At 58.5% G+C, this 13289-nt stretch carries 13 protein-coding genes; 12 read left to right on the top strand and 1 reads right to left on the bottom strand.

Annotation, left to right across the window (positions count from 1 at the left end):
* The first annotated feature begins 31 nt into the window (after window positions 1-31).
* The 7 genes from AC1D75_RS00065 to AC1D75_RS00035 all read left to right on the top strand — a co-directional run bounded on the left by AC1D75_RS00065 (window position 32) and on the right by AC1D75_RS00035 (window position 6059).
* On the top strand, window positions 32-193 hold the full coding sequence (locus AC1D75_RS00065) for a DUF4244 domain-containing protein (RefSeq protein ID WP_495515924.1): 162 nt from the start codon (window positions 32-34) through the stop codon (window positions 191-193).
* A gap of 8 nt (window positions 194-201) precedes the next feature.
* Complete coding sequence (locus tag AC1D75_RS00060; protein WP_495515923.1) at window positions 202-1584, top strand: recombinase family protein; 1383 nt, start codon at window positions 202-204, stop codon at window positions 1582-1584.
* A 178-nt stretch (window positions 1585-1762) separates the two neighbouring features.
* Window positions 1763-2011: a hypothetical protein gene (locus tag AC1D75_RS00055; RefSeq protein WP_495513309.1), complete on the top strand. Its 249-nt coding sequence runs from the start codon at window positions 1763-1765 to the stop codon at window positions 2009-2011.
* A 295-nt stretch (window positions 2012-2306) separates the two neighbouring features.
* Window positions 2307-2498, top strand: coding sequence for a helix-turn-helix domain-containing protein (locus AC1D75_RS00050; protein ID WP_495513308.1), 192 nt, complete (start codon window positions 2307-2309; stop codon window positions 2496-2498).
* The gene (locus AC1D75_RS00045) at window positions 2491-2655 is read left to right on the top strand and encodes a hypothetical protein (protein ID WP_495513307.1); all 165 of its coding nucleotides are present in this window, start codon (window positions 2491-2493) and stop codon (window positions 2653-2655) included. Before AC1D75_RS00050 ends, AC1D75_RS00045 begins: the two co-directional genes overlap by 8 nt.
* A 2271-nt stretch (window positions 2656-4926) precedes the next feature.
* A complete protein-coding gene (locus AC1D75_RS00040; RefSeq protein ID WP_495513306.1) occupies window positions 4927-5703 on the top strand; it encodes a hypothetical protein in 777 nt (258 codons plus the stop codon).
* 53 nt (window positions 5704-5756) lie between these two features.
* A complete protein-coding gene (locus AC1D75_RS00035) occupies window positions 5757-6059 on the top strand; it encodes a hypothetical protein (protein ID WP_495513305.1) in 303 nt (100 codons plus the stop codon).
* 693 nt (window positions 6060-6752) lie between these two features.
* Here the strand turns inward: AC1D75_RS00035 and AC1D75_RS00030 are convergent.
* Window positions 6753-7415, bottom strand: coding sequence for a hypothetical protein (locus AC1D75_RS00030; RefSeq protein WP_495513304.1), 663 nt, complete (start codon window positions 7413-7415; stop codon window positions 6753-6755).
* 268 nt (window positions 7416-7683) lie between these two features.
* On the opposite strand from AC1D75_RS00030, the gene AC1D75_RS00025 reads away from it, so the two are divergent.
* From AC1D75_RS00025 to AC1D75_RS00005, 5 genes are all read left to right on the top strand, one after another.
* On the top strand, window positions 7684-8427 hold the full coding sequence (locus AC1D75_RS00025; protein ID WP_495513303.1) for a DUF8168 domain-containing protein: 744 nt from the start codon (window positions 7684-7686) through the stop codon (window positions 8425-8427).
* A 432-nt stretch (window positions 8428-8859) separates the two neighbouring features.
* Window positions 8860-9378, top strand: coding sequence for a hypothetical protein (locus AC1D75_RS00020; protein ID WP_495513302.1), 519 nt, complete (start codon window positions 8860-8862; stop codon window positions 9376-9378).
* Complete coding sequence (locus tag AC1D75_RS00015) at window positions 9375-10799, top strand: hypothetical protein (protein ID WP_495513301.1); 1425 nt, start codon at window positions 9375-9377, stop codon at window positions 10797-10799. Before AC1D75_RS00020 ends, AC1D75_RS00015 begins: the two co-directional genes overlap by 4 nt.
* 1143 nt (window positions 10800-11942) lie before the next feature.
* The gene (locus AC1D75_RS00010; RefSeq protein ID WP_495513300.1) at window positions 11943-12263 is read left to right on the top strand and encodes a TadE family type IV pilus minor pilin; all 321 of its coding nucleotides are present in this window, start codon (window positions 11943-11945) and stop codon (window positions 12261-12263) included.
* A complete protein-coding gene (locus AC1D75_RS00005; protein WP_495513299.1) occupies window positions 12260-12619 on the top strand; it encodes an Rv3654c family TadE-like protein in 360 nt (119 codons plus the stop codon). The genes AC1D75_RS00010 and AC1D75_RS00005 overlap by 4 nt, the downstream gene beginning before the upstream one ends.
* Window positions 12620-13289 lie beyond the last annotated feature (670 nt).

The following is a 13289-nucleotide window of genomic DNA, read 5'->3' as shown; positions in this document are numbered from 1 at the left end:
TCCGCGGCACGGATAGGGGAGGGAAATGACCATGATCAACAGGATGATTCGAGAGGCCCAGGTCAGGGCGGCACTTCTGATGACCGACGACAGCGGAATGAGCACCGCTGAATATGCGATCGGCACGATCGCTGCCGCGGCCTTCGGCGCGATCCTCTACACAGTGGTGACGGAGAGTCAAGTTAGACTGTGAGCGTGTCGATGCCGATAGATGCCGTGATCTACTGCCGAATCTCCCAGGACCGCGAAGGCGAAGGCGGGGGAGTGGAGCGGCAACGCGCAGACTGCCAAAAACTCGCAGATTCGTTGGGCTGGAACGTTGTTCATGTCTACACCGACAACGATGTGAGCGCCTACGGTAAGAAGCCTAGACCCGAATACATCAGGATGCTGAAACGTCTGTCCACAGGCGAATTGGGCGGACTTCTGGCGTGGCACACTGACCGGTTGTACCGGTCGATCCCTGATCTGTCTGAACTGGTCGATGTGTGTGAGTCGAACGCAGTCAGCATTCGGACCGTCAAAGCTGGTCGGATTGACTTGTCGACACCCAGCGGCAGGCTGAACGCGACAATGTTCGCCAGTATCGCCCGATATGAGGTCGAACGGTCGGCGGAACGGATCAAGAGCGTCAAGGACCAACAAGCTCGCGACGGCAAGTTCCGTGGTGGACCCCGTCCATTCGGCTACCGCGATGGTGGAATGGAAATCGAGTCAGTTGAGGCAGATGCCCTGCGGCAGGCGGCAGAACATGTGCTGGCTGGCGGGTCGCTCATGGCCGTTACGAAACAATGGGCAAACGACGGCATCATGACAGCACGCGGGAAAAGTCGGTGGACAGTCACCGCGCTACGGAAGGTGCTTGTCCGGGCGCGCAATGCTGGCTTGGTCGAGCAGGGAGGCCGGATTGTCGGGCCTGCGCTGTGGCCTGCAATCTTCGATGCGGACACTTTGCACGCGGTGCGTGCAATCTTGTCTGATCCTGCACGGCGAACATCCGTCTCGTATGAGCGCGTCCACCAGGGATCGGGCGTCTACATGTGCGGCAAGTGCGGTGGGCCAATGAAGATCTTCAAATCTAGCTCCGGCCCGATCTATCGATGTGTGGACCGGCCCCACTTATCGCAACGCAAGGAATCCTTGGACGAGTTCGTTAGTGCGGTGGTGATTGAGCGGTTGACGCAGCCGGACGCCGTCGAAGTCTTCTCATCGAGCGAGGATGGTGTCGACACGTGGGCGTTGCAAGTCGAGCGGGACGGGTTGCAGGCTCGCAAGGATGAGTTGGCGTCCATGTTCGCTGGCGGCACGATTGATGGCTCCCAGTTGGGGCGTGGGAGTGACGAACTGCAAAAGAGGATCACAAAATTGGATGAGAGGTTGGCGTCGGCGCGTGAGTCGTCACCTGTCGCAGATCTTGTTTCGGCTGACGATGTACAGGGCCGGTGGGATGCGATGTCGGCAGATGTTCGCAACAAGGTCATTGATGCGCTGATGACGGTCACTGTGTTGCCCGTTGGGTCCGGGCAGCGAGCGGTTGGTGGCGGGCTGATCGTTGAGCGCGTCCGTATCGAGTGGAAAGCCTGATGGACAATGAGCTGCCGGATATTGCGGTCGAGACCATTCGGAATGCGGTGGCGCTTGTCCGTTTAGATATGGAGATCGATCCTCGGTCACGGGATGACGACAGCCCTTAGGACAGACCATCGGTAACTGGGTCGGTTGGGGACGTGTTCACAACATCTGGCACGAGTTGGACCAGAAGTTGGGCATCACGACGCTCGAACCCAGTGGCAACGACATGGCGTGCAAGGTGATGCTGGGCGGTTACATCCTCAACTACGCTGATGAGAAGATCCGACCGAAGATCGAAACCCTAAAGAGCGGTCCATGGCGTCTTAAAGTCCGACTTGTGGCAGAAGTCAACAGCATCATGCACAAGGTGCAGGTAATTGGCAACGGGCGCCAGTCTGTTTTGCTGGCATCGACCACAGGAAATGCTGGCCGCCGATGAGAACTCGATCGAGCCGTTAGCCGCAACCTCACGAGAACACCGCGCACCGTACTTCAGGCGAGGGACTGGGAGATCGTGCAGGGGCTAGGTATCCGCAAGCTGGAAAACGCGGCGTATACATGTGCGGGCCTTAATGAGCTGAAGAGTTGTCGGGTGCGGGGAATATTGTGGACATAACGCCGCGTAGAGCGACCGACTAGGAATCCCGCTGAATTGAGAGCGGACCCCGGCCCCGTGGCTGTCCCCACACATCTAGCGGGTTGAACCCTGCCCGCACGCTGATCGGAAGTCAATTTTGAAGTACCTGAGTGTTATTGAGGCGGCGCAAGAGGTTGGTGTGTGCTCGAAGACTATCCGGCGATGGATCTCGGATGGGCGTTTGACGGCGCGGCGCGCTGGCCCGCGTCTAATTCGGCTCGCAAAGTCCGACCTGGAGAACATGATGATGCCGGTTGGCGAGGCGATGTTGGCGGCGACGCATGAGTAAGCGTGGTGACGATGTCGCGAATGTTGTGAGCATGTACCGCCACGCGGCCCATGTGCGGGCTGTCGTAGAGAAGGCACCTCCGATGACGGGGGAGCAGCGCGACCGGATTTCGGCACTACTTGCTGTCCGTTCGGTCAACGGAGGGGTTGCCGCGTGAGCGTCCAGAACCCGTATTCGATGCATTACCAACATGTTTGGGAAGAACGGGCCCTTGACAAGGGGCTGCCGAGTTGGGCCAGGGTGGCATTTCTGGCCTACGGGCGCCACAAGGCAAACGGGCACGCCACCTTTGAACGCGGGATGATTGCGATTTTGCTCGGCTCGATGAGTTCAGAGGGTGAACTGGTGCCGATGGATAGGTCTAATGTGCAGCGGGCAATTCGCGCAGCGGTACGCGCCGGATGGTTGGCAGAAGGTTCGGGTACCGAATGCTTGATCGTTCCGGCCCACGCAATCCATGGCGGCATCGGAAGTGCGACAGCTGAGTGTCCAATTCATGCGAGAAAGGCTCGCCGCCGGAATGACAAGAGGGTAGGTGTAGGTCAGTAGACGACCTACAAATGGCGTGAATGTGGGTCAGTAGGTGACCTACTGTGAGGGTCATTAGGCGACCTATAGATAACTCTGTGACCTGTGGTTATGTCGGACCTTCTCTATGATCTATCTTCGTCTGTCCTCCCGGAACGAATCTGGACGTGCGAGATCCATTGATGGGCGAATTGGTGGGCTGCTTAGCAGAGAACGTTTAGTCTTTTTCTCGGCGGCGGAATTGGTAACAGGAGATCGTCCCAGCGCGCTTGATTACGGTTGGCGGGATGGGTAATCAGATCGAGCTATAAGCTCAGGGGCTTAGTCGGCTGTTCGATATGAAACCGTGCTGTCTGCCTCGCTGGCCGTAATATTTAAGTTGAAGGTTGTCTTAATAGTCGATCTAATCCGCAAGCTAAACATGAAAGGAGGTGACTATGCTCGGAAATTCGACCTACGTTCCAGTCAGTGGGCTACAGGAAATCGTGGGATGTACGCGGCCGTCGGCGATTCGATTGATCGAGTCCGGAGAAATCGATGGACGAAAGATCGGTGGACGCTGGTACGCAGTGCGAGCTGCTGTCGAGGCGCTAGCGACTAACGATTAGCGAGTCCGTCACAATGGGGGGGATGGCTTGTTAGCCGTGTGCGCTGTCGAGGGTTGCACTATGCACATTTACGCTCATGGTTGGTGCAAATCGCGCTATCAGCAGGCTCGGAGAACGGGTCAGCCCGAAGCTATAACGCTAAGGTTTCTGGTTTCAAGGCCACACCTGTTGGGCAAAGATTCCGTATCCGGAAACATCCCGCCCGCTTAGGGTCACGATTGATCCGAAGAACCTTCCGGTATCGCCTTACTACGTAACATGTCCACACCCTCGATGTCGCGCGTGGCCTTGACTGGCTTGCGACACGCGATATTCGACTAACCGCGGTGTTCGTCTCAATCGGTGGCTGGCGATTCTAAAGAATACTCACCGTTGCCAATATCAGTGAAAGTGTTGCGGCTATTTTAGGCACCCACTGCAAGCGTGAGCCGGTTATTCGCATCTGATGCCCGAATAGTCGTTCGGCGGTTCTGTGTCGTCTGCATCGAATGTGGCGGCATTATTGAGGTATTTATTGATCTGCACGACCAGCGTTGGTAAGTCCATCAAATTGATGGGTGGCAAAGCCTACAACGATATCCCGCACCTAGTTATCGAGCAGGCTGGTGCAAAAGTCGCGTTACCCACCAATGATCTCTATATATTCTCCGACACCCTATGCGCGATTGCTGAACTACTCGAAAATCGTGCCGATCCCGTCAAACCTAATTCCTAAGGATTGTTCTAATGCCCGCTAACGCCTTAAGTACCCCAACGGTGCTTAGCTCCATCATCACACCGCCCATCCGGTTTTCGCGGGACACCTACAGCCAGGGTGAGCGCGTCACCCTTCGGCAAGCTGGTATCCACATCAGTTTCCCGATTCAAGATAGTCAGCGCGTAATTGACGCGATCCTGCACACTGCGCAGGGTCGATGAAGGTGGCCCGCGCAAATACGCAAGTGCGGCCAGCGGTCTCCAGCCGAAACGTATGGAGTGACCACAACGGTCCAAGCAAGCTCGTCGTCTTGCGCTTCGCGGACACAGACAAAACCCGTCTTGAGATGTCCGCTGATGAAGCACTGCGGGTTGCAGCTGACCTCGTCATCGTTGCGGCACAGATCGGATCGCATGCGGCGGCGGTGGTGAAGCTAACCGACCTTGCCGGCCAGCTGTCAGAGCTTAAGGCGGCTGCACGACCAGCGCGTCCTTAGCGTCCTTAGCCCGACTGAGTGTGCGCCTGGGCGTACACCACGAACCCCTTGCCGTCGCGATTGTCGACGGCAACAAACCCTAAAGACAGGAAATCCACCATGGCACTCGAGATTCACGACACCGTGCTGAAGAACTTGGCAGCCGTCGACACGCTGATTGACCCCCTCGAAACGCTGGGCGTCGTCACCGCTAAGGACGCAAAGACTGCCCGTGCAGCATCGGACCGCGCACACCATGCCGAAGCGTTGGCGAAGCAGTACGCCGACTATCAACTAGCTGCGGCTACGACAGCGGGTGAGGCCTTGGCTGACCTCGACAACCTCACTATTGAAGCTGTGGCGGAGGCAAACACTCTGCCGGACGCTAGCTTGATCAACCGTTGCCTGATGGCGACGTGGCAACAGAACCTCAGGACCGCTCGCAAAGCCGCGTTCAGCAGCATCGGCACGGTGCCACGACTCCTCACGGACCGATTCGATTCGATTTCCGATGAGGTGCTGGAGATCGCCGCGAAACTGGGCATCGTCGGTACGCCGCAGGAAGCGATCGATGCAGATCTGACAGTCGAATGGAAACGGCTCATGGTGCTCAAGAACGAGTTCAACGCCCTGACCATGTTGCGTACGAACCTGCGGAGCTACAACCTGATCCCCGGACTAAACGAGTACAGCGGTGTTGGCTGGGCATGGAACCTTCGGACCGAATACCCGCTGGGCCACTTCAAAGCTGCGAACGACCTCAGGCCTGTGGATGAAGGACGCGCTTTGCTGATTCTGACTGCGCGTTGCCGACCCTATGCGGCATCGTCCAAGCAAGAAGCCGATGCGACACTTACGGCTGCGCGGAACGCGCGGAACGCACAGGGGGCGTTGTGAGTTACCAACGAGAGCCAGCGACAAGGCAATTCGATCCGCAACTCGTGTGCGTCGTGACATCGGTCAACGAACGTCAGCCTGATGTCCGTGACGAGGTGCAGGCGCCAACGGAGGATGCAGTCACGGTCCAGGCCGTGCAGGAGCGGACGCAGCCCGTCCTAGGAGGCGTCTCACAGCAACCTGTGTTGATGAACGGCGACGAGCTATCAGAGCCTGTCGGCGGTGGTGCACCTCCAATACCTGGGGCAACCCCGCTGGTTTCGCCGAAGGACTTCATCGACAAGTTTCTGAACGAGAGCGAAACTAAGGCGACACTGACTGGTTACTACGACTACGCAGGTGGCGCGTGGGTCTGAGCTCATCCATCAAAACGTCACACTTCGAGAACCCCGACTGGAAACGCTGCACCGGCTGCGATGTCGATAAGTCGCTCTTGCAGTTCAGCAAGGATCGAAGCCGGAGCGACGGACACCGGATCTACTGCAAGCCTTGCGACGCCAAGCAGTCTGCGGAGTACTACCAGCGGGAATCGGAGACGGTCCTGGAACGGATGCGGCACTACTACGTCGATCATCAGGACCTTGTTCGAGCCAAGCAACGCGCGAGCTACTGGCAGAAGCAAGCCGGGCTGGCCCGATCCCGCGTCCGAAAGACCACGCACAGGACCTGCACGGTGTGTGAACGGAACCGCCAGCTGAGCGATTTTCATCTCAAGGGCGAAGTGCGGAAGGACGGAACACCTCGCAGAGAGGCCAAGTGTCAGGATTGCCGCAACGCTAAGGCGCGGGAGACCTACCGCGCTAAGGTAGCGGCGCAAGCTTAGCTACGATCGATCAACACATAATTGCTGGTCAAGGCACTTCTGCCCCGTTCGTAGCGGCAGAATCCCTGGAGGGAGAAGCGGTCCCTGGGTCGCAGATATGGACCAAAGCGCGCTTAGCAGGGGTACCCCCACCCTTAAGGCTTAGCTAGTCAGTTGGTGGGTCAGATTCTGCCTCCGATCCGGGCTAGCCGCTGCTTCATCGCACTCATCTACTGGGCTGCCGCAGTCACGCAGGATCGGGCTGTTGTTCTTCTCTAAGCTTGACCGCGTCATAGCGGGTCATGATGTAGGTGGACGCAGATTCGACTCGGCTAACCCGTTGAATCCGCTGTAGGTTCCACTCCACTTCGAGTCGAGCAAGATCGTCCCCGAGTGTCGCCACCACAGCCGGGATTCCGAGTATCTGACGGGCGTCCCCGGGATAGTTCTCCCGGGGAATGTTGAAGTGGTGGCCGGCGAGAATCGCGTAGCCGCCTGGCAACGCGCTCACCAGGGCGCGAATCTTGGCTCGCTGCTCGCGTCCGTCTTGGAGGGCTCTTTGCGAATAGAAGAGATCTAGTGCTTCCGCGAGTTCGAGCAGTCGATCGATCTTCCAGCGTCGTTCGGCCTCCTCAATCTGCTTCTCAACTAACTGACGTTGGCTCGTCAACTCGGCACGTAACCGACCATCTGCGGCGCCGCGTTCCTGCGCTGCTTGTTCCTCGACCTTGCTGACTTGTCGGACCGCGAACAAGACTGCCGCGGTGCTCGCGAAAGCAGCTGCCCATGCTGCGGTGTCGCCCATGTGCGCCCCGACTTTCCAAGCGACGACGAGCGTGACGACGGCTAGTGCGGATAGCGTGGTGACTAGAATCCACCAACGACGCAGTGCGGGTTGGTCATCAGGCATAGCTCCCGACGATAGCCGCCAGGGAAGGTGGGTGTCGGCCATACCAATCGCCGTTTTGGAATAGTGCCCCAGCGGCTCGGTCTATGCCGACTACTCCGGATTGACCGTTTTGAGACCTTCCGAGATTCATCCGCGTGTGGTTGGCGGCGCCTGCGAATCCCGGGCTGCGTATGTGGTGGCCTCGGCTTGTGCGACTCGAGGATCATGCTTCGGCGTCTTACGGTGTGTCCGGGCTGCGATCGGGTAGTGACCGTGCCAGCCTCTCGACATGAATGAGAACACTGTGACGTTCGCTGGGGTCGTGCACCCGCAAGGCGGGGCTTGGACCTTGGGCAGCGTTAGAACTGTCGTCGTAGGTCAGCGACAGTTCGATATATCGCTGCGCGAGTCCATCTTCAACGTCAGAGTCACTTTGGGTACCGGGGAATCGCGCTTTACCGGCGATGAGTCCGCTGATGCGGTGTCCCTGTTAGAGCTATGGGGCGATACCGAGGCGGTGCTGAGGGGAGTGCTGGACATCCTAGGCTTCCACCTAGCCGGAAGGTTGGAACCCCAGTTCACGGCAGGCTCCATCGGACTCCGGGCGGCCACCGGACTTCGCGCCGTCTATCCAGACTTGGCACGGGTTGAGGGCAACGAAGTGCCACGTGACGTGTTTGACACGTACTCAACACTTATGGAGACCAGTGCGAATCTCCGTCACGCGCTGGCTGACCTGAGGTCTGCGCTGGCGCTTACCGACGATTGCGCGTTCTATTGCTATCGAGCAATCGAGTGTTTGCGGCAGGAATTCCTGGTCGGCGCGGATACGCGAGTCGCACGCGGACGGTCATGGTCTGCGATGCGTAAAGCGCTTGCAATCGACGAGAATGAGCTGCGGCAACTTGAAAAACTGGCGGTGCCACGACGACATGGCGCTAGTCCCGACTTGAACCTTCGCGAGCGAGTGCGCTGGCTACGCTGGACGCGCGGCATATTGGCGTCCTACGTGGAGAAATGTCCTCCAGTCTGATCGGCGCACCAACGTTCGGGTGCTCATGCCGTCCGATCCGACGACGCTCTACCCCAGTGTGTTGCACAGTGCGACGGTGGTCCTGCCCATTCGGGTACTGGATTGTGACGGTCATCCCATGTGGCAGCCCGACGTGATGGGCGCCTTGCTATCGTCTTCGCATGGGTTCGGGATGCGGAGTTTGCGCCGGTCACGTCGGGTTGATCGCGGCGCATACATGACGGATGTGCAAGCGCTCTCCACGTTTTTGACGGTGGAGTCGTTTATGCTGGCCGTGTTGAGTTTGACAGCGAGTCTGTCGTCACCGGGGCGTCAGCGTGTATCGGCGTTGCCATTGAAGCCAGCGAATCTTGCAATCGGTGTCGCGGCATTCGTAGTCGTACTCGCCTTCGGTGCAGTGTTGTGTTGGGGTGGCATCTACGTAGGAGGCTCGTGGCTTCCAGTTCGAGAAGTACTCATTTCTGGAGTCCTTCTGTGTGCGGTGCTGGTGCAGCCGGTGATCGCGGTGTTGATGGCATTGGGCGTGAAGTCACGGTGATAGCGAGCCGGAAGTCCCGCGAACGGGATCGCGTTGTCATTCCCACGCACCTGCGTGCCCACGTGACGCAATACGCAATGGCAGACTGGTTTGCCAAGCATTGCCCGCACCGAGAGCAGATGATTGCAGGGGTGCCTGACGTTTTCAAGTGTTACATCACGATGAGTTCAGGTGAGCATGAGGACAGTGCGATAGAACACGCGGAGCTCAACGAACTCGATGCGGTGGCCGGATTGATCGGAAGGTCTATCGATAGGGAGGAATCCCTGGTCGAATGGATAGAAGGGAACCACCAGACTTACCCGACGGATGCCGAAGGTTGGTACGGCGTCTGTTCTGCGGCCGGTTGGCTGGTCGTCCAAACGTACTTTCGGGAACAACCCTTGCGGAAGGGGGAGGTGAGTAGAGCATGACGATGACACGGAAGAGTCCACGGCGAATCGTTCGATCCGAGGACGTGAACGGTCGCATCTCTGAGTTGCTGAACCGTGTTGACAGCATTATGGACTTCGGTGACGACGAGGATTCGCACAGAGAGCCCCGTACACCTGACTTCACTTCCCTCTTGCGCGACGATCTCAAGGCGTACTTCGAGGACGAGATCATTCCAGCAGTTCCGGAATCTAGCGGCGGCGGCTACATCGATGAGACTGAACTCAACCATGAGCTGGCGAAGAAGGCCCTCGTCGGGTTAAAGCTTGCGAAGTTGAGGGAGGGCGCGCAGGAAATCGGTGCTCCTCTGACCGGCGCAAAGACATCCGAAGATGTCGCCACCGCCGTTGCAAAGGCTCTGGGTTGGGACTCTGAGGCTGTCGCGAGGTTTGTGTTGGACCACGAGGAGGAGCCGTCAGAGACGAGCGCTGCTCACGGATCTCGGCTCTATTCGCTCGATCCGGTCAATCTTGTCAATGACGATGCCATCACCCTAACGGTCAAAGAACTTATCGGGCGGTATGTCCGCGTAGACATCGCGCGTTGGTATGTCTTCGACAGCGCGGACATCACCGACGACGGAATCAGCGTCGCGGGAAAGCACATGTGGTTCATGGCCGACGTCGATCCAACAAAAGACCATGCCGTACTTCGATCTGTACCAAAGAGTGACGACGTTACGGCGCTGGTTATGCCTCTTCGCAGCGCAATCGAGGTTGGAAATGTTGTGGCGCGCACTGCGAAGGCTTCCGTATTCGCGTTGACCTCGGCGCTACGCCAGCGGACGCTTGACTACGTTCCAAACGCGGGAAGTGGTGCGGATCGCGTGGGCGGCGAGATCCACGGTTCCGCTGAGTTCCTCTTGAGCATCCTTCAGGATCGACTACCTAGAGCTGGTGTTGTTGCAGTCAACCCGACTGTGGCACGGTTCAAGTTCGACAACTCGGAAGATGGAGCTGGCCAGAACCAGCCTAGGTTGAAGGCTGTCCGCTTTGAAGGCAATCACATCCTGGACTCCGCCTCTGCATGTCGGTTCATCGTCGTGGAAGGCCGGCCCCTCGCTAACGTGGCGTTTCGAATGGATTTGAAGATCTCGGATGGCAAGGGAATTGCGAAGAATAGTTCCTTCCCAGTGAAAATTGCTTTGGAGTCAGATCACGTTCAGGTTGTCACTGGGCTTGGGGACGATCCAATCGGGTCGAAATACGCACATAACATCGTCAAAAACGCCGTTTGGGACGAGATTACTGAGGGTCGACCTTTCTACTCGACCTTCAATGAGCTGGTGGAGCGCATGACCGAACGTGCTTCTGCCGAGGAATCTTCGGTCGAAGCGAACATTCTGTGGCTCAAGCGCGAGGGAGAACACACACATCCGGACAGGACCGCAGACGAAGAGTAACGAGCGCATCACGATAGACGACTGGCGCCGCAAATCTAGGGCTAGATGTATGTGAGCTACGTGCAGGGTTCGGTCCAGCCTGCGACCGTCGTGCGCGATGGACGAAGCCTATTGAAGACGACGAGACCCCCACCTGCTGGCTGCGCATGGGTGGGGGCTTTTCTGTGATTGCCCAAGTCTATTCGCTCACTCCGGTTTCAATGAAGCTGTCGATGTCGGCCTTGGTGAAGCGCCATTCGCCTTGGACACCGGCTGGCTGAAATCCTCGCAACCCGCGCTTACCGCCTGTCACCAGATACATCCGTGTCCGACGATGAACAGTCTTCGTGGAGCAACCCATTCGTTTAGCCGCAAGAGCGGTGGTCAGGTACTTCATTTCGTCGAACTCGGCGCGTGTCTCAGTGCGGTCATCGGCTGTGGTCCTTCTGTCGTTTGATGGGATCCATTGTGAGACAGAGGAAGACGTAGCACGCACTACGCCCGGAGAATGGGTGTGTCATAAGAGGGTGGTCGAGTTGACGGAGGTCCACTACTGGCCGCCTTGCTAGATGACCCCCCATGGCCCATGCCCATTTTTCCGCTGACCGTCTGTCATCCCACGACCGGTAGCCCGTCCAGCTCGAAGCTGGAAGGTTTCACGGTATGACCCAGGCCCAAAGCTGATCAGGTTTTGGGTGGGTGCGTCTCGCCGGTTCGGACGCCTTGCGCTGTCAGCACATGACCGGGGTGCACTGGTTAGGGGCGGGTGCACTGAGAAGAACGCCCCGAGGATTGCGCTAGATACCCCTTCGATCTGTGCGGGGCTGAGCCGTCACTCGATATGGACGTAGATACCGAAAAGTGCCTCGAAGACGTTGCGTTCGGAACAAGGCACTACAGAGGGGCTGCGCAGGGAGTTGTTCGACCTGGCGCAGATAGAATTGAGCTACGACACACGACGGGTACATCCGTTCTGTTGTCGAGGTCTCGGAGGGCGTTGCACCGCCAGCCGGGACCGTGCGATCTGAGGACAGTTCTACTTGTACTTCCGTCGTCACCGGCGACAACATCGTCGCTGCGCTGACGGGGATCATCAACAAGGCGCTGCAGACCGCGGTCGGCTGATCCATGCGGCGGCGGGGGTTGCCGGCAGACGACCGGGGGATGGTGACGGTCGAAGCGGCGTTCGCCATCGCTTCGATTGTCGCGGTTGTGGTGATCTCCGTGGTCGGGGTGGCGGCAATGGCAACCCATATTCGATGTATCGATGCGGCCCGAGAGGTTGCACGCGTTGCCGCACAGGGAGATTCGGCCAAGGCGAGGGATGTAGGGAGGCAGGTGGCTCCCAGGGGTGCCTCGGTGTCCCTTCGCACTGAGGGAGAGGTGGTGGAGGCACGGGTCCGGGTGTCGGTCCCCTTGTTGACGATGGTCGACGTGGGCGCCACTGCGGTGGCCGCAATGGAGCCGATCGGGGCGGATCCGTGAACCTCGTGCGCGACGAGCGCGGCTCGGCGACGGTGATCGGGGCGATGGTCATCGCGGCGCTGGTCGCTGTGGTGGTGCTGGTTGTGTATGTGGGAGCAGCGATTTCGGCCCGACATCAGTCGCAGTCGGCCGCCGACCTTGCGGCATTGGCCGCGGCGCAACGGTTGGTGATGGGGGAGCCCGATCCGTGCCGGGCCGCGCGAGACATTGCTTCTCGGATGTCTGCATCGCTGCAAAAGTGCCGCGTGCTGGGCGGTGACGTCGTGGTCACCGCCCAGGTCGCAGTGGAGATAGGTGCTTTCGGACTTCGAGATGCTCGGTCGAGCGCCCGGGCGGGACCGGTGGAGGTGGGATGAGGGCAGATGTCGCAACCAGAGTCACGCGTGAGGCCCAGTGGTCACGGTCACAGAAGCTTCGTGGCCGACCGTCGCGAGCGTCTGCGTGCCTCTGGTCTGCGGCGATTCATCCAAACACCGCTCGGACCAGGCGATTTGACGGTAGGTGTCCGGTTCCCGTAACTTTCTTCAAGTCAGCGAGTGAGGCGCCGGAGAGCAGGAAGCCGGGGGCCGAGAACACCGACAGGGAAGTCTTTTCCTGAAGGAACAACGTTGACCGCCCATAGGTTGAATGTGCTCCGCTTTTCGGTGGAGGGTTCAAACGCGGGTGGTGACGGACTGCGAGAGCGGCGAGTTGCGGACCGGATGCGAGTCGGGTAAGCTTGAAAAGTTGCCTCCGAGACGGAGACGGCCTGTTAGATACAACAAAATATCCCTTCCAGGATGGCGCCACAGTGTGTGTGTCGAAGTTGGTTGTGGGTGTGTTCTTTGAGAACTCGATAGTGTGTCGATGGATTGTTAGTGCCAATTTAGGTGCTGTATGTCTGTCACGGTGACGAAATCCCATTCCGGGGTTTGGTCTGGTGGCAGGTGTGTGGTGCCGGCATTAGTTAGATATTTTGATCCCATCGCAGGTTTTGAGTCCTGTGGTGGTGTCAGTTTTTGTTTGGTTGGGATTTGAAAATCTCTT

It is taken from the genome of Williamsia sp. Y712 (assembly GCF_059445525.1).
This window is presented reverse-complemented; position numbering and strand designations above follow the sequence as displayed.